Here is a 17,555-nt window from a genome sequence, read left to right on the forward strand (position 1 = left end):
ATTAGTGAAAATCGCGGCTGGGAAACAGGCGCTTGGCCTGCTCTCGCGGGTGGCGTGCGCTTGATGTCGCTTGCTGGGGTCGGGGAGCATCATCGGCCTGTGGCTGCGTCACCCCGATCGCTTCATCCAGCGGATGGCCCAGCTCTGACAATTTGTGCGACATATCCTGAATATCTTGTGCGATCAGATGCACCACGATCCCTTCGCGCTGCAGATAGCCGCGCACATATAAAAGCCGCCCGCCCATAACCACACGGCGGAACCGCTCATAGACTTTGGGCCAAACCACCACGTTGCTGACGCCTGTCTCATCCTCGAGCGTGAGAAAAATAATACCCGATGCGGTGCCCGGACGTTGGCGCGTTATGACCAGCCCACACACAGAACATTGACCAATCGGCACCTTGGCCAATCTATCATGCGCCGTGAGGCCCGGAATCGTCGGGCGCAACAGCTCCATCGGGTGGGCGCGCAGGGTAAAGCGTGTCGATACATAATCCTCTACGATTTCTTCACCCAAGCTCATGACTGGCAGCGATATCTCAGGCTCGCGGATGCTTTCGCCATCAATTGGGTCATCAAATAAGGGCAACGGTTTCTGACTTCGAATGGCTTTGACGTGCCACAGCGCCGCGCGTCGGGTCAGGCCCATATCCGAGAACGCGTCCGCCTCGGCCAAGCGTTCCAACACCGTGGGCATCAAGCCTGCGCGCAACCACAGGCTTTGCGGATCTGGATAGCCATTGCCGCGCGCCGCCACGATCCAGGCGGCGTTTTCTTCCTTGAACCCTTTAATTTGACGAAACCCTAAACGCAGCGCCAGTGCCCCGTCTGGGCGACGCTCCAGCGTGTTGTCCCATGCGCTGCCATTGACGCAAATCGGGCGAATTTCGACCCCATGTTCGCGCACATCGCGCACGATTTGAGCGGGCGCATAAAACCCCATCGGCTGGGAGTTCAGCAGCGCGCAGCCAAAGATCGCCGGATGATGGCATTTCAACCAAGCAGACACATAGGCGAGCATCGCAAAAGCTGCCGCATGGCTTTCAGGAAAGCCATAGTCCGCGAACCCTTCGATCTGAGAAAAACAACGCTCGGCAAAGGCGCGATCATAATTTCTCTTGAGCATTCCTGAGACAAATTTCTCCTGAAACACCCCAATCGTGCCCATCCGACGAAAGGTGGCCAAAGACCGGCGTAGGCGGTCCGCCTCCTCCGGAGAGAACCCTGCCCCGACCACGGCAATCTGCATCGCCTGTTCCTGAAACAACGGCACGCCAAGCGTTTTGCCCATGACCGCCTTTAACTCTGCCGAAGGGTAACTGACCTTTTCCAGCCCCTGACGCCGTTTGACATAGGGCTGCACCATGCCGCCCTGAATGGGGCCGGGACGTACAATCGCCACCTCGATCACCAGATCATAAAAGGTTCGAGGCTTCATCCGTGGCAGGAAATTCATCTGCGCCCGGCTTTCGACCTGAAAGACCCCAATCGCATCGGCAACGCACAGCATGTCGTAGGTTGCGGGATCCTCTTGTGGGACCGTTGCAATCGTCATCGGCTGACCTTCGTGATGCTCAAGCAATCCAAACGCCTTGTGAATGCAGCTGAGCATTCCCAGCCCCAGCACATCCACCTTAAGGATGCCCATCGCGTCGATGTCATCCTTGTCCCATTCGATGACGGTGCGATCCTCCATCGCTGCATTTTCGATGGGACACAGTTCATCCAACCGCCCCTTGGTTATGACAAACCCGCCCACGTGCTGGGATAGATGGCGGGGAAATCCGATGATTTCACCAATCAACTGGATGGTTTGCATCAAGCGTCGGTTTTCAAGATCCAACCCCAGCTCGCGAATCCGATCCACATTGATGCCGCCGTTGCTCATGCCCCAAATCTGCCCCGACAGCCCGGCGGTCACGTCCTGAGACAGGCCCATCACCTTGCCCACTTCCCGGATCGCGGCCCGGGATCGGAAATGAATCACCGTGGCACAGAGCCCCGCACGCTCGCGGCCGTATTTCTGATAGATCCACTGAATGACCTCTTCGCGGCGCTCGTGTTCAAAATCCACGTCAATATCAGGCGGTTCACCCCGGTGTTTGGACACAAAGCGTTCAAACACCATCGTAATCTGTTCAGGGCTGACATCCGTGATCCCCAAAAGATAGCACAGGATCGAGTTCGCCGCCGAACCGCGCCCCTGACACAGGATGTCCTGTGATCGGGCAAATTGCACGATGTCGTGGACCGTCAGAAAATAAGCCGGAAACCCCAAATCCTGAACCAGCGCGAGCTCTTTGGCCACCAGCGCGTGAACCCTGTCGGATGCGCCTGCTGGATAGCGGCGCTTTAGACCCTCGTGAACCAAACGTTCCAGCCGCACCTGCGGGGTTTCGTGGTTTGTGTCCGCATCCGGATATTCATACGACAGCTCTTGCAGATCAAAGCTGCATCTATCGGCAATCTCTAGCGTGCGCCGCAAGGCCCCCGGGTATTCATAATAGACACGCGCCATGTCAGCGTGCCCTTTCAGGCGGCGTTCGGCATTGGGCAAGGCCTGCGTTCCGATCTGATCAATCGTCGCCCCCACACGCATACAGGTCAGCACATCGGCCAATTGCCGGCGGCTGGCCCTGTGCATTAACACATCCCCGACCGCCACCATGGGCGCGCATGTGGCTTGCGCCAACCGCGCACAGGCCGCCAGATAGGCTTGGTCGCTGCCATCATAACGAGGGCATGCCCCGACAAAGACGTGGTTGGGAAACTGTTTTCGGACCCGCTGGATATCAGGGACCGATGCCCTTAGCCCCTTTTGAGGCAAAGCAATCAGGCTCATCCCGGTGCACCACTCCAACACGTCTTGCAGGGTCAGATCGCAGCCCCCCTTTTTGGTGCGCCGCTTGCCCAGCGTCAGCAATCGGGTCAATCGTTGGTAGGCTGTGCGATCCCGTGGCAGGGCCACCCAATCGACCGTGCTGTCGCGCAGCACAAGGCGGCATCCGACAATCAGACGTGGCAGGTGCGGGTCGCTTGGTTTCGCAATCGGTTGCGGGTTTCCGACTTCCTGACGCGAACAGGAAGCAACCCGGTGCTGAGATCGAATGTGCACTGCATCCTGTGCCTCGCGCCGCAGCTCTTTCAACGCTGACCACGCCCGGACGACCCCGGCCAAAGAATTCCGATCCGTGATCGCAATCGCCGACAATCCCAGCTCAGCGGCACGGGTCACCAATTCTTCGGGGTGCGAGGCCCCAGTGAGAAAGGTGAAATTGCTTGTCACGCACAGTTCGGCATATCCCGGGCTGTTGGCAGGGGCCGGAAGAGCAGTCATGCGAATTCCCCCTGCACAAACCATCCCGGGTTTTGCGGCGTATAATAGAGCCACAACCGCCGCCCCTGCCGCGTCTGCACGTGCCAGTAATCCCGCACCCCCGATCGCCAGCTGTCATCCTCGAGCCACCATTCCGGTGCGATGCGTTCCGGCCCGATGGTTCGGGCCGTGGTCATCGCCATCCGTCGCCACCGAAACCGCGCCGGTGGGCGGGGGCCAGTCCCGACGATGGCTTCTGGCGGAAAGAGACGCACAGGGCGCGGACGCGGCACGGCCCAGCCCCCTTCGGGGTCGGAATAAGCCGCCGGAGCAATCACAAAGCTCCGCTCAGGGATATGGCTGTCCGCGGGTAAAAAGCGTTGGATATTTTCCAAGCCAATCCGGGTTCCGATCCGAGTGATAAGGTCATCCAGCAGATCCTTGCCGCCGGTGGACACGTGGCTCATCTGGCGCACAGGCACAGAGTCAACCTGCGTGGCCTCAAGGCGCAACTGATCTATGCCAAATCCGGCTTCGACCGTATTCACCCCCCGCTCGAACAGCGGCAAAATCCGACTTGGATCCCGCAAAGGGCGGGCAAGGCGTAATTCGACTTGTTGCTGGTCCTGGTCCACACGGCGCAGGGTCAGGCATAACAATCGCGCGCCCATTTCCTGCGCTTTCAGTTTCTGACACAGCTGGACCAACAACCGCTCTGTTCCAGCCATCACATCCGCCACTAACCCGATGGGTTCGGGTAACGTCATGCGCACCCCATAATGCGGAGGAGCTGTCAGCGGTGTGATCTCTTCGGGTTGCGCGCCCAGCGCCTGATCCAGCCGCAAAAGCAAGCCAGGGCCAAACCGTCGGGTCAGTGGCGCGCGCGGGGCCGCCGCCAGATCCGAAATTTTGCGCAATCCCAAGCGCTGTAGCGCAATGCTGGCCTTTTCCTCTAGGCGCAGGGCGGCCACCGGTAGCTTTGACAAAGCCCCCAGCATATTGCCCGATTCCGCCACCCCTTCGCCATAGTGCGCCAAAGCCCAGGCTGCGCCGCGTGTATCGCCGACCCCAATCTGCACCGAGATCCCTGCCCGTGTCATCCGCGCCCGCATATCCGCCAGCATGGCCCCCTCGCCGCCAAAAATATGCGCTGATCCGGTGATATCCAACACCAAGCCATCCACGCCCTCTAGGCCCACCCAAGGACAGTACCGCGTGGCCCAACGGCGCAATACATGCAAAAACTGCAGATCCTGTGCAGGATCGGCAGGGCCACTTTGCAGATCAGGGCAAAAAGCGCGCGCATCAGCATAGGGCATTCCGCGATGCAAATTCTGCCATTCCGCTTGGGCATTCAGACAATAAAGACGGTTCGCATTGTTTTGCTTGAGGGTCAGCGCAAACGGCCCTTCAATCGGGCGAACCCTTAGAACCCGCTCGCTCGCCAGCCGGGGAAACCATACGGAGATGACGCGACGCTGTATCCCATCGAACATACCAAACCCCCAATGTTCCCGATTTGTTCTTTATAAGATTCCAACATTGCAGAGTCGAGACATCCTGATCAAATACTGGTGTGCACTGCCAACGAGTCTCGGCTGCGTTGCTTCCCATATCTTGGGGGATAATAACCAACGCAGTGGATTTTCCATCCCGTGCGGCCAATTGCAGCCGACGCCCTGCTGTCAGACCCAAAGGCTTGTTTATTTCTGCAATAACAAGCGAAACAGCCCCCGAACGCAGGGCCTCCTCGGCGACCGCCAGAACCTCTGTCTGATCGTTTGCAACCGAGACCAAAAGCGCCTGCGGATCGACAAACTCACCAAACCCTGTGGGGTTTATCTGCTCAGACAGCCAGCCTTCACGCACCCACAAGATTTGCCCCCCCAACTTGCCTGCAAGCGTAAAGGCAAAGAAGTACGCACCCGCACCGCACACTTCGTGGGCTCGGCCATTGGTTGGTGGAAAAAAGGGGATCGATTGCGGTGTCATCGTCACTTTGTATCGCAAAGAGAGAGGTAGATCAAAAGATGATCTCTGGCGCAACTTATTGTAATATTTGGAGTTTAACGCCGCCATCTTTCGTTGATTTGAAAGATGGCGGACCGAGGAGGATTCGAACCCCCGACCCCCTGATTCGTAGTCAGGTACTCTATCCAGCTGAGCTATCGGTCCGTTGAGGCAGGATTTAGACTTAGCGCGGGGGAGGTGCAAGCCGATTCTTCAAAAAACTTTCAAAAAGTTCCGTCCCCTCGTGGAAGGCGAATTTCAAAGGTCGTTCCCGCCGGTCCAGTGCTCTTTAACGACAAATCCCCACCATGCCCGCGTACCAATTCAGAAGAAATTGCCAAACCAAGACCCGAGCCACCTTTGCGCACCCCACCCTCGAAAGGCGTGAATAGATTTTCTTGGGCTTTGGGAGGCAATCCCGGGCCGGTATCGGAAATTTCGATACACCATTCCTCACCTTGCTCGCTGGCCGAAACTGTAATGACACCGGGGTTGTTCGATGCGATCAGAGCTTGCCGTGCATTTCGTACAAGGTTCATGATCACCCGAAAGATCTGTTCAGGATCGGCGCGCACCATCAGATCCTCAGGGATTTCATTGCAAATCTGCACGCAAGCCTCTGCGATGGCCAAACGTTCGCTGGCAACCACATCATCGGCCACCTCATACAAACGCACCATCGTGAGGATCGGAGCAGGCTCTTCGGCGCGTCCAAACGCGAGCGTGCTTTCGCAGAGAGACACCGCGCGCGTGATCGAATTCACCAACTTGGGTGCCATACGTCGGACCAACGGGTCTTCGCTCATCTCGATACGATCCGTAAACAACTGGGCAGATGTCAGGATATTTCGTAAATCGTGGCTGACCTTGGCCACCGCCCCACCCAATTGCGCCAAACGCTCTCGCTGCTTCAGAGCCTGCGTCAGGTCGGTCTGTAGCATCAGCAAAGCCTCTTCCGCTTCACGCAGCTCTGTCACGCCGGCCTTGGGTTGAATAATCCCGCGTGCATCTTCGGGCGCCTGTGCATAGCGCTGCATGTAGCCAACCACACCTTTGATCGGACGCACCAGGAATATGCGAACAGCAAAGAACAACAGCGAGGCAGTAAAAATCGAGATGACGGCCGATAACAATAAGACCCGCAACCCGTAGTCGATCATCGCCATCCGCAGCGGCGCGGTCTCCATTGTGACTTCGATCAACAGACCGGCATCTCGCACCGGTTCTCCGATAACGCGCACGATCTGGTTTTCTGGAGTGAACAAACGCTGTACCGCGTCCCTAATCAACACGAAAGGCCCGGCCATGCGCAAATCATAGGTGTCAGCAATTGCTGCCGGAATAGGCGACGACAACATCAACTGGCGCATTTCATCGCGACGTAGAACAACGTTGAAAACACCCGCCGTTTTCAACAGCTCTGCCTCCAACTTTGCTTCCAACATATCATCGGCTTCCAACGCTAAAGACGCGATTTGTGCACGTTCAAGGCGGTTGAGCAGATAGTCTTCGCGGAAACGGGCAATGGACGGCACAAAAATCAAAACTTCGGCCAGCATTACAAAGACCGTTGTCAGGATCAAAAATCGGCCAGACAGCGTATTGAGCATAAAGTCCCTTCCCGATCAGGGGATCCAGCGTTGGACGAATCTAACGACGCGTTTAACTGTCTGGTTTTCAAACAGTCTGGGTGTGAAATAGGCCCCCGCGGCGCGTTTATTCACCTCTCCAATCGTGGGATAAGGTGACACCATCGCAGCGACCTGACTCATCTTTAAGTTATTGGCCAAAGCCAACGACCACAAGTTGATCAATTCGCCAGCCTGATATCCCACGATTGTTACGCCCACAGGACGCCCTTTTACGACCATCACTTTGATAAACCCGGCTGTTTTACGCTCAGCAATAGCCCTATCATTATGGTTATAATCGAACCGAACCACCTCTACGGTTTCGCCATGGCGTTCTTTCGCTTGTGCTTCGGTCAAACCAACCTGAGACAGTTCTGGGTCCGTATAAGTCGCCCATGGGATATGTGCTGTCTTGGCTTTGGACGGCAACCCAAACAGAGCGGAACGGATAATGATTCCCGCCTGATAGCCAGCCACATGGGTAAATTGCAGCCCCCCAGCGACATCCCCAATCGCGTAGACTTTCTTGTTACTGGTGCGCAATGCTGCATCGACTTGAATGCCGGTTCGGGTTGTTTCGATCCCGGCTTTATCCAACGCCAGGGAATCGGTGTTCGCTTTGCGCCCAACAGCCATCAAGAGATGGGATCCTTTAAAAATGCGCCCGTCTTGGGCTGCGACCTCGATCGCACCCGCCTGCCCACGGATTTGCGCCGCCAATGCATCCTCGGCGATTTCGACGCCTTCATTGCGCAAAGCGTCCAACACAACGGCCGCCGCTTCGGGATCGTCTTTGCCAAGGGCCTTCATACCCTCGATCACGGTGACTTTGCAGCCCAAACGAATATGAGCCTGCGCCATCTCCATCCCGATAGGCCCGCCACCGATGATCAACAGATGATCCGGTTTGTCACGCAGATCAAAAATGGTTTCATTGGTATCATAGGGGACGCCGTCGAGGCCTGGGATTGGCGGAACCAAGGGCGATGATCCGGTCGCAATAACGACTCGGCGTGCGGTGATTACATGATCCCCTGCCTGCACCTGCGACGGCGACAGAAACTGCCCGTATTCGCGGATCACGCGAACACCAAAGCCCTCAAACCGTTCTTGACTATCGACCGGAGCGATCTGGGCAATGACATCATGAACATGATCTTTGGCCGCGGCATAATCGATCTGAGGCATCACATCAGCGACCCCATATGCCGCTGCATGAGATTGCCCATAAGCCGCTTTGCCACTGGCAATCAACGCCTTTGAGGGGACACAGCCAAAGTTCAGACAATCCCCCCCCATTTTATGCCCTTCGAGCAGGACAACATCAGCCCCCATCTGGCTGGCACCTGCAGCGACTGACAAACCGCCTGAGCCTGCCCCTATGACCAAAATATCCGTCTTGATCTGTTCCATGGTTCAGGCCTCTTTCTTGCCGCGCAGGGCCTTGATGAGAATGGGCAGCGCCGCCAAGACGCAAAGCCCCAAAATGGGTCCAATGACAAACGGTTCCCACAAAAGAGACACATCAGGGGTTTCACCCCGATCAAAAACGCCGCCAAGTCCAACCCCAATCCAAGTAAAAACAATCGCACCTGGGATAATGCCTAGAGCAGTGGTGACCAGATAGTTGCGAAATTTAACCCCAACCAAAGCAGGGACAAGGTTTGCAACAAAAAAGGGAACGGCTGGAACCAAGCGCAACAAAAACAGCACCGAAATCTCGTTTTCCCGCAAGCCTTCTTTGAGTTTTTTGATGGTCCCCTCAGAGGTTTCCAACTTAGCCGTCAACGTCGCGCCCAAACCCCAGCGGGCAGCGAGAAAGATAGCAGATGCCCCAACCGTTGCTGACACGACATTCAGCGCAGTGCCAACAACAAGCCCAAACAAAAAGCCACCCGTCATGGAGGCCACGGCAGCGCCGGGCAACGAAAAGGCAACGATCAGGATGTATGCCCCAACAAAAAGCGCCGACAAAGCTAAGTAGTTGGCATCTCTGAATGCCAAAAGGGCCTCGCGATTGTCGCGCAATGTTTCAAAGCTGAGGTAATCGCGCAGGGTAAAGAACCCCACGCAGGCGGCGATCAGAATCACCAGCAAAGGAATGTGACGGGCGAACCCGTGCTTGGGCATCTGCATAGAATCGCTCATGGGACCGTTTTGATTAAGTGTGTCGTCTTCGGCCTCAACATGCGCCTTGCACGCTAGAATCAACAGGGACCTCACAGGGCCTTGATCTCTTCCCCCCGAAATTGTGAGGTTTTTCCGTTTATTTCGATGATTTGAAACGTTTCACTGTTTACCTCGGCAGAATTTGTTGCAAAACGCTTACAAAACCCGGGCATGGGGTTTGACTTGGCATCGTTCTGGCTTTAGAGGACGGGCTTCGAATAGACCCCGGGAAGGCGAATCTACGCCGCGCCCGACCGATATATTGGAGACGGAGCGATGAAACGCACCTTTCAGCCTTCCAACCTGGTTCGCAAACGGCGCCATGGTTTTCGTTCGCGCATGGCTACAAAAGCCGGCCGCAAAATCTTGAACAACCGCCGTGCACGCGGTCGTAAGTCGCTGAGCGCATAAGCTCTCTGACTGTTCAGACGGACATGACACCGCCGAAGGCCCTCGAGACTGGCAAAGCTAGACTTGAGGATATGCCGTCGGCGGTTTCCGTTCGTCCAGATATTGAGAGAAGCCTCTCAATGCAGGTTCTGCAGAAGCGATCCGATTTTCTAAAAGCCGCCCGGGCAAAACGCCGGGGAACGGCTTCGATGCTTGTGCAAGCTCGCAAGCGTGGACCAGACGAAGCCGAGGGCGTTCGCATAGGGTTCACTTGTTCGAAAAAAGTTGGCAACGCCGTCGCGCGAAACCGGGCCAAGCGGCGCCTGCGCGAGGCGGCCCGCCTTGTGATGCCTGACTTGGCTAAACCCGGTTGGGATTACGTGTTGATCGGTAAGAAAACGGACACCGCTGAGCGCCCGTTTCAATTGCTGCAGAACGATCTGAAATACGCTTTGCGCAAGCTGCACGACTGACGCCTTTTTCGTCGCACCCGCTTTTTCTATGCAGCAGCTACCCCTAGATTGCCCCCATGACACCATTGGCCCACATCGTTGCACTGCCCGTACGCGCCTATAGGCTGATATTTAGCCCGTGGGTCGGTTTTAACTGCCGGTTTCAACCCACCTGCTCTGCGTATGCCTTGGAAGCTTTGCAAAAACATGGGGCGGTTAAGGGCAGCTGGCTCGCTGCGCGCCGAATAGGGCGCTGTCATCCGTTGGGCTCGGACGGATACGATCCGGTTCCTGATCCAGAAGACACAAAAGACTCTTAGACCAACGCCAAGTTCCCTTGATCAGTGCGCCCCCGAGTCGGAATCACTTCGCGGTCGAGTTTACCCATGACGGTGTGAAACAAATCCTCATAGAACCGCGGGGCATCAAAATACCAACTGTGCGTGATCGCAGTGCCGTCGCCAAAACCAATCCTGTTGTCATTAAAGAACTTACCACAATAGAGGTTCACCGCCTTTTCTGCCCGGTCCTGAGGCATCCCAACACGCCCCAGACGCCGGGACACTCCGATTCGCTTAACCTCTGAAACCGACAGCACTTCGTCAAAGGGGCTGTAATAGTTGGTCACCCGCGTACTGTGGCGCAACAAGGAGGAGGTTTTAGGGTTGCCCGCCTTCATCGACTTAGACGAGGTATCAGCCGCAACTAAAGCCACCTGACTAACCGTCCAGCTTTTCTGTGCAGTTACATGATCATCATCGGCGTAATCGAATGCCTCGCGCACAAGGTAGGCCCCCATGGAATGGGCCAAGACGTGAATGTTGTAATCGCAATCCGCGGTTTGCGGTTTGGAAAGCCGTGTGATGCCGTTGGAAAAGAGCAAATCGGCAGACCGCCGCGCATCGCGTCGATCTGACGTATACCCTAGGACAGAACCATCGCTGGGCCAGTCATAGCTGATCACGACGCCTTTGAAACCCTGCGCCTCCAACCCTTTGCGGATCTTTCGGTGACGTTCCAGCATATCCCACTGATCCGTGTTGAACCCGTGCACGAACACAACGATATGGCCCTTTTCCTGTGCTGTGGCCCCAGCCGCGGCCTGAACATCACGCACCCATTGGGTCACTCTTATTTCGTGAGATTTTCTGTATGTCCCGGCTGTTTCTGGCACCGCAAGATACTTCGCACCGCCCATTCTGTTTGAATAGCCATCGCTTTGGCGCCCCCGTACGGATAAGAAATAGTCCACGCTAAATACCTCTTTCAAAAGCCAGGAATGTACCATTTTCGGGTGTTTCTCGCTAGGTCTTTGCTTTCACCCGTTGCACGTGGCATACGCCCGGAACCAACCGGAGACCCTCTATGTTTGACGATCACGATGAAATCCACCCACTGTTTGCCGGGGCTCCTTCGACCACAGAATTCAAAAAGCTGCGCAAACGGATCGTCAGATATGCGCGCGAAGCAATCGAGCAGTATGGTATGGTCGAGCGGCCGGCGGATGGGTCCACACCTCGTTGGCTGGTCTGCCTGTCCGGGGGAAAAGACAGCTATACCCTGCTCGCTGTTCTGTACGAACTGAAGTGGCGTGGCCTGCTGCCCGTGGATTTGCTCGCCTGTAATCTGGATCAGGGGCAACCCGGCTTTCCAGCCACAGTTCTACCCGAGTTTTTGGAAAAGAAGGGTGTCCCCAATCGGATCGAGTATCAGGACACGTATTCTATTGTGATGGACAAGGTTCCAGAAGGGCGGACATTCTGCGCCCTGTGTTCACGGCTGCGCAGGGGCAATCTGTATCGTGTCGCGCGCGAGGAAGGGTGTACTGCCGTGGTGCTGGGTCATCATCGCGACGATATCCTAGAGACGTTTTTCATGAACCTGTTTCACGGCGGGCGTCTTGCCACCATGCCTCCAAAACTGGTCAATGAAGAGGGCGATCTATTTGTCTATCGTCCGCTGGCCCATGTGGCCGAGGCGGATTGCGAAAAATTTGCGCGGGCCATGAACTACCCCATCATCCCCTGTGATCTCTGTGGCAGCCAAGATGGGTTGCAGCGTCAACAGGTCAAACAGATTCTCGATGGCTGGGAAAAGAACAGCCCTGGTCGCCGTCAAGTGATGTTTCGAGCCCTCATGAATGCGCGTCCCTCTCACCTTTTGGATCCAAAACTTTTTGACTTTCAGGGGCTTGCCTTGAATTTTGACAAAATAGAGGAAAATTCTGGGGAAATTCCTCGCCTGCGTTAACGTCTGACTCAGACTGATCGTCATAGGGTTCCCATGCACGCCTTGCGTCCATGTGAAAGGCCCGATGATACCAATGCGGACAAACTTACTGTTATCCCGTTTTCGCTCTCAAATCGTCCCGATTTTAACCGGGCCGCCGATTCTTGCCTTTCTACCGGCACTCACCCTTGGAGCCTTTTGGACCGGGGGGGAAACAGCCCTTGTCCTAGCGGCTCTTGGCTTCCCTTTGATCTTTGCCTTTGCAGGGGCTTTGGGGCGCTGGCCAGTCTCTCCTGACACGGGGCGTGATGGGGTGACGGGCCTGTTGTTGAGAGATGGTTTTCAAAACGTTGTCGAGCAGACGTTTGAACGGGCCGCGCTCGCGGATCTGCGCACCGCATGCTTTGTAATCGAGTTAGACGACTATCCAGAACTGGTCAGCCAGCATGGGCAAAGCGCCGGTGATAGCATAGCCCAACGCAGCGGCGAGCGCATTCAGGCAACCCTACGTGACAACGATACAGTTGCACGGCTTGGGGATCGCAAATTCGCGGTTTGCCTCTCTCCTGTTCCCCAGCTGGACTTGGAACTCTGCATACAACTTGCGGGGCGCATCCAGAATTCAATCGAAGAACCTATCTCTCTGGATGGCTTGGCAGTCTACGTTTCTTGCTCGGTCGGTTTCTGTCAACTCAACCGTGCACCTGGTAAAACCGCAACGGATTGGCTAGATGCTGCCACCACCGCGTTGCACGAGGCCCATCAGGCTGGCCCCTCAGCGATCCGCGCATATTCAGAAGACATGCGGCGCAAAACCCGAATCAAGAGCGATCTTCGCGGGGAAATTGTCGCGGCCCTAGAGAATGGCCAGATCCAGCCTTGGTATCAGCCGCAGATTTCAACAGATACCGGCAAAGTCACGGGGTTCGAAGCACTCGCACGCTGGACTCACCCCGTACGGGGCGTCATCAACCCAGATGTTTTCCTTCCACTAATTGATCAAGCGGGGCAGATGGAACGATTGGGAGAGGTCATACTCTATCATGCCCTAACTTCGCTGAAAGCCTGGGATCGTGCTGGCGTGAGTGTCCCACGGGTTGGGGTGAACTTTGCCTCAGATGAGCTGCAAAACCCAGGGTTGGTGAACAAAATCCAATGGGAATTGGACCGGTTCGACCTGAAGCCCGAGCGGCTATCAGTCGAAATTCTTGAAACGGTCTTTTCAAACACCCCCGATGATACAATCACACGCAACATCACCGGCTTGGGGGCTCTTGGCTGTCGCATTGATCTAGATGACTTTGGCACTGGCCATGCTTCCATTGCCTCTATCCGCCGGTTTTCAGTGTCACGCATTAAGATCGACCGATCTTTTGTCATGAAAGCCGATTGCGACCCTGAACAACAGCGCATGATCGGTGCCATTCTAACCATGGCCGAACGATTGGAACTAGAAACACTGGCCGAGGGTGTTGAAACTGTAGGGGAACATGCCTTGTTGGCCCAACTGGGTTGTGACCATGTTCAAGGCTTTGGAATTGGTAAGCCCATGCCGTTCGAACAGACCCTCGATTGGATTGCCACGCATGAAGCCAAATTGCAGGGAACTCCACGAATTGGACGTGAAACAGGTTGAAATCTCGGGGATTCGGTAAAATATGCCGCGTCCTACCCGCCCAACAGAGGCGATTCCGCTTGACCTTTGCCCTCGCACTCTGTTGAACCCACCGTTGTCTTTCAATGCACAAGGTGGCTGTCCCCGATGGACGATCAGAACAAGAATCTCATCCTTGCAACCGCGCTCAGCTTTGTCGTGATCCTTGTATGGTTCGTGCTGTTTCCGCCGCCCGAAGCTACGGCGCCGACAGAAGAAGCAAGCATTAGCGCCGTCGAGAACAATATTGCTCTCGCGCCTTCAACTCCGGACGCGCAAGCCGCCGCAGCGACCCAAGCCGAAGCGTCAGCTGATGACGAATCGCCGCGTGTTGCGATTGAAACTGCCCGTCTGACCGGTAGCGTCTCTCTCAAAGGTGGTCGTATCGATGACCTGTCCCTCAAAGACTACCGTGTTTCTCTGGATGACGACGCTGAGATCGTAAAAGTTCTCTCTCCCGTGGGTACTCCATCTGCGTACTATGCTTTGTACGGGTGGGCCCCTGGCGCTGGTCTGGCGCTTGAGGATGTTCCCGGAGCCAACACCGAATGGACCCTTGAAGAGGGTACCGAGTTGAGCGTGGACACACCGATCACCCTGTCTTGGACAAACTCCAAGAACATGATTTTCCGTCGCACACTCGCTGTCGATGAAAACTATATGTTCTCAGTTACACAATCGGTAGAAAACGGATCAGACACCACGGCCAGCATGGCACCTTATGGGATTCTGGCCCGTCATGGCATTGGCGAAGATGCCGACCTGCCTGACCTGAAGAATTTCTTCATTTTGCACGAAGGCGTCGTCAACGTCACCGATGGCACACTGACAGAAACAGACTACGATGACGTTCGCGATTTCGAAGTGAATCCAAACGAAGGCGCACAGGCTGAAGTCTATCAGGTTCAGAAAGATGGCTGGATTGGCTTTACAGACCACTTCTGGATGACAACGTTGATCCCAGAAGCAGGCCAGTCGTTCAAAGCAGCCGCGAAATACGACAATCGCCGCAAGATTTATCAGACTGAAACCGTTCTGCCCACAATGACCGTTGCACCCGGCGCAACCGCCGAGGTTTCGACCCAGTTGTTTGCTGGTGCCAAGGAATGGGAAACCATCCGGAATTACGAGAAAAACGGTGTTATCGACTTTCTTAACAGCATCGATTGGGGCTGGTTCTTCTTCCTGACCAAACCAATTTTTTGGCTGCTCCACAATATTAACCAACTCATTGGCAACATGGGCTGGTCGATCATTGGTTTGACACTGATCATCAAGGCAGCGCTCTTCCCGCTGGCGTACAAATCCTACGTCTCCATGGCGAAGATGAAAGAACTGCAGCCTCAGATGGAGGCTTTGAAAGCCGCCGCTGGGGATGATCGCCAGAAAATGCAGCAAGGCATGATGGAGCTCTACAAAAAGGAAAAGGTGAATCCAGCCGCGGGTTGTTTGCCAATCCTATTGCAGATCCCGATTTTCTTCTCACTCTACAAAGTGATCTTTGTCACGATCGAGTTGCGCCAGGCCCCATTCTTTGGTCCATTCCAGGATCTCAGCGCGCCTGACCCGACCTCGATCATGAACTTCTTTGGCTTGATGCCATGGGGCGGTCCAGAAGCGGGCACGCTGATGGCAACGATCTTTATCGGCATCCTGCCGCTGTTGCTCGGTATTTCCATGTATCTGCAACAAAAGCTGAACCCGGCCCCCACGGATCCGACTCAGCAGATGATTTTTGCTTGGATGCCTTGGGTCTTCATGTTCATGCTCGGCAGCTTTGCCAGTGGTTTGGTCGTATACTGGATCGCGAACAACACCATCACGTTCACCCAGCAGTATTTGATTATGCGAAGCCAAGGCTACAAACCGGATATCTTCGGCAACATCAAATCCGGCTTCAGGCGTAAGTCCAAGGCAGACGAAAAATGAGGGGCGCAGTAACCAGTCTCTGGCGACACCCCATCAAAAGTCACGGACGCGAACAGCTATCCAGTGTCACACTTATCCCCGGGCAAACCATGCCCGGGGATCGTGTTTGGGCCGTCGCCCATGAGGCGTCAAAAGCAGACGGCTCAGAGTGGGTCTCTTGTGCCAATTTCAGCAGGGTAGCCAAAGCGCCTGAATTGATGGCGATGACGGCACAGCTGAATGGAGATCAGGTCACCCTGATGCACCCCAAGCGCCCTGATTTGACATTTGCCCCAGACACACAAACGCAGCTGTTTCTGGATTGGGTCAAGCCTTTGATGCCGGAAAACCGAGCCGCTTCTGCACGCATCCTTCGCGTGCCTGGACGTGGCATGACGGACAGCGATTTCCCCTCTGTCACGCTCTGCAACGCGGCATCCCATCGTGCAGTCGAGGCTCAGATGGGCCAGGATCTGTCGATTTCGCGCTGGCGGGCCAACCTATGGTTCGAAGGCCTACCCGAATGGGTTGAATTTGACTGGATGGGCCGCGACGTGCAAATCGGCGATGTTATTTTGCGCGTGCGTGAACGCACGGATCGCTGCGCCGCAACAACAACAAACCCCGAGACAGGCGTGCGGGATGCGGATACCCTCGCAGCACTACAAACTTGGGGTCACAAAGATTTCTCGGTCCGCGCCGAGGTGATTCAGGGTGGAGACATCCGGATCGGAGACGAGGTAACACCGCTATGACCGGTATGACATTTACAGTGGCCGAAGAGCCGGATCAGATCACTCAGGAACGCGGTCGCAAGCTGTTTGCAGGCCAATCTGAGTTTGTAAAAGGCGTCGTGGCAATGTCCGGCCTACCACCAGCCGACCGGATGGAGGTCTGTTTTGCTGGGCGGTCCAACGTTGGAAAGTCCAGCTTGATCAACGCGCTGACCGGCACCAAAGGGTTGGCCCGCGCGTCAAACACCCCCGGTCGCACGCAAGAGATCAACTATTTCACCCAAGGCCCCGATCACTATTTGGTCGACCTTCCGGGCTATGGCTATGCCAACGCCCCGCTGGCCGTGGTTGAAAAGTGGCAACGCCTGCTCAAGCAATACCTGAGCGGTCGTCAAACACTCCGCCGGGCATTTGTTCTGATTGATGCGCGCCACGGGGTGAAACCTGTGGATGATGAAATCATGTCGCTGTTGGACAGTGCTGCTGTGACCTTCCAATGCGTCATGACCAAGATCGACAAGGTTAAGATCAAAGACAAAGACGCCGTTCTGAAGCAGGTTCAGGCTGCATTGGCGAAACATCCAGCGGCTTATCCCGAAATTGTGCTGACCTCGTCTGAAAAAGGCGAAGGTATTCCAACACTGCGTTCGATCATCACGACCCTCGAATGATTTTGACCCGACTTCTTGCCCTGCTCACGATCGTCACGCTGGCTTTGTCCAGCGCGATCCCGCAGGGCTGGATGCCTACTGCAGGCGCTGACGGTAAGGTTCTGTTGGTGATTTGTACCGGAGACGGCCCAGCTGAACGTTGGGTCGATCTGGACCAAGATCACCCGCCTCATGATGAAACAGACTCCCGGATGCACTGCCCATTTGCAACCACTCCGGACACGACCTTCGACCAACCAGACTTGGTGATTCTGACAGTGGCAGCGCCGTTGAACGCCCGTTGGAACCATGAAGACTTCACGCACCGTAGCGCTGGCATGCACTGGCGCTATGATGCACGTGGGCCGCCCGTCCTCTCCTAACTTTCGCGAACACAAACAAAGCAAGA

The 17,555-nt window shown here is 55.7% G+C and carries 16 protein-coding genes and 1 tRNA gene; 9 read left to right on the top strand and 8 right to left on the bottom strand.

Translation table 11 applies throughout. The features are described 5' to 3' along the window. Position 1 precedes the first annotated feature (1 nt). The 7 genes from ABWV33_RS09075 to ABWV33_RS09105 all read right to left on the bottom strand — a co-directional run bounded on the left by ABWV33_RS09075 (position 2) and on the right by ABWV33_RS09105 (position 9,108). Positions 2 to 3,340 carry an error-prone DNA polymerase gene (locus tag ABWV33_RS09075; RefSeq protein WP_353330219.1) on the bottom strand — a complete coding sequence of 1,113 codons (3,339 nt, stop codon included), beginning with the start codon at positions 3,338 to 3,340 and terminating at the stop codon, positions 2 to 4. Further along, entirely contained in the window at positions 3,337 to 4,815 is a 1,479-nt protein-coding gene (locus ABWV33_RS09080) for a Y-family DNA polymerase (RefSeq protein ID WP_353330221.1), read from the bottom strand. The genes ABWV33_RS09075 and ABWV33_RS09080 overlap by 4 nt, the downstream gene beginning before the upstream one ends. Then, a complete protein-coding gene (locus tag ABWV33_RS09085) occupies positions 4,730 to 5,311 on the bottom strand; it encodes an ImuA family protein (RefSeq protein ID WP_353330223.1) in 582 nt (193 codons plus the stop codon). Before ABWV33_RS09085 ends, ABWV33_RS09080 begins: the two co-directional genes overlap by 86 nt. Positions 5,312 to 5,417: 106 nt before the next feature. Beyond that, positions 5,418 to 5,494: transfer RNA gene (locus ABWV33_RS09090), tRNA-Arg, on the bottom strand. A gap of 59 nt (positions 5,495 to 5,553) precedes the next feature. After that, positions 5,554 to 6,939, bottom strand: a complete 1,386-nt coding sequence (locus tag ABWV33_RS09095; RefSeq protein WP_113821465.1) for a sensor histidine kinase — start codon at positions 6,937 to 6,939, stop codon at positions 5,554 to 5,556. Between the two features lie 15 nt (positions 6,940 to 6,954). After that, positions 6,955 to 8,373, bottom strand: a complete 1,419-nt coding sequence (locus ABWV33_RS09100) for a dihydrolipoyl dehydrogenase family protein (RefSeq protein ID WP_353330225.1) — start codon at positions 8,371 to 8,373, stop codon at positions 6,955 to 6,957. 3 nt (positions 8,374 to 8,376) lie between these two features. Further along, positions 8,377 to 9,108, bottom strand: a complete 732-nt coding sequence (locus ABWV33_RS09105; protein ID WP_353330227.1) for a TVP38/TMEM64 family protein — start codon at positions 9,106 to 9,108, stop codon at positions 8,377 to 8,379. A gap of 297 nt (positions 9,109 to 9,405) precedes the next feature. On the opposite strand from ABWV33_RS09105, the gene rpmH reads away from it, so the two are divergent. The 3 genes from rpmH to yidD are packed head-to-tail and all read left to right on the top strand — an operon-like array spanning position 9,406 to position 10,291. Then, entirely contained in the window at positions 9,406 to 9,540 is a 135-nt protein-coding gene (rpmH, locus tag ABWV33_RS09110; protein ID WP_113821468.1) for a 50S ribosomal protein L34, read from the top strand. A gap of 23 nt (positions 9,541 to 9,563) precedes the next feature. Then, complete coding sequence (rnpA, locus tag ABWV33_RS09115; RefSeq protein ID WP_164618518.1) at positions 9,564 to 9,992, top strand: ribonuclease P protein component; 429 nt, start codon at positions 9,564 to 9,566, stop codon at positions 9,990 to 9,992. Between the two features lie 56 nt (positions 9,993 to 10,048). Continuing rightward, entirely contained in the window at positions 10,049 to 10,291 is a 243-nt protein-coding gene (gene yidD / locus ABWV33_RS09120; RefSeq protein WP_353330229.1) for a membrane protein insertion efficiency factor YidD, read from the top strand. Here the strand turns inward: yidD and ABWV33_RS09125 are convergent. Continuing rightward, entirely contained in the window at positions 10,288 to 11,223 is a 936-nt protein-coding gene (locus ABWV33_RS09125) for an alpha/beta fold hydrolase (protein WP_353330231.1), read from the bottom strand. The genes yidD and ABWV33_RS09125 overlap by 4 nt on opposite strands. A gap of 113 nt (positions 11,224 to 11,336) precedes the next feature. On the opposite strand from ABWV33_RS09125, the gene ttcA reads away from it, so the two are divergent. From ttcA to ABWV33_RS09155, 6 genes are all read left to right on the top strand, one after another. Beyond that, positions 11,337 to 12,221, top strand: a complete 885-nt coding sequence (ttcA, locus tag ABWV33_RS09130; protein ID WP_353330233.1) for a tRNA 2-thiocytidine(32) synthetase TtcA — start codon at positions 11,337 to 11,339, stop codon at positions 12,219 to 12,221. A gap of 73 nt (positions 12,222 to 12,294) precedes the next feature. Continuing rightward, positions 12,295 to 13,836: a putative bifunctional diguanylate cyclase/phosphodiesterase gene (locus tag ABWV33_RS09135; protein ID WP_353330235.1), complete on the top strand. Its 1,542-nt coding sequence runs from the start codon at positions 12,295 to 12,297 to the stop codon at positions 13,834 to 13,836. A gap of 126 nt (positions 13,837 to 13,962) precedes the next feature. Next, entirely contained in the window at positions 13,963 to 15,783 is a 1,821-nt protein-coding gene (gene yidC / locus ABWV33_RS09140) for a membrane protein insertase YidC (RefSeq protein ID WP_353330237.1), read from the top strand. Continuing rightward, complete coding sequence (locus ABWV33_RS09145) at positions 15,780 to 16,517, top strand: MOSC domain-containing protein (protein ID WP_353330239.1); 738 nt, start codon at positions 15,780 to 15,782, stop codon at positions 16,515 to 16,517. Before yidC ends, ABWV33_RS09145 begins: the two co-directional genes overlap by 4 nt. 5 nt (positions 16,518 to 16,522) lie before the next feature. Then, positions 16,523 to 17,167: a ribosome biogenesis GTP-binding protein YihA/YsxC gene (gene yihA, locus ABWV33_RS09150; protein ID WP_502930904.1), complete on the top strand. Its 645-nt coding sequence runs from the start codon at positions 16,523 to 16,525 to the stop codon at positions 17,165 to 17,167. Beyond that, a complete protein-coding gene (locus tag ABWV33_RS09155; RefSeq protein ID WP_353330241.1) occupies positions 17,164 to 17,529 on the top strand; it encodes a DUF2946 family protein in 366 nt (121 codons plus the stop codon). The genes yihA and ABWV33_RS09155 overlap by 4 nt, the downstream gene beginning before the upstream one ends. Positions 17,530 to 17,555: the final 26 nt, after the last annotated feature.

Origin of the sequence: Phaeobacter sp. NW0010-22, from assembly GCF_040365955.1 — a bacterium.
Taxonomy (GTDB): domain Bacteria; phylum Pseudomonadota; class Alphaproteobacteria; order Rhodobacterales; family Rhodobacteraceae; genus OMPR01.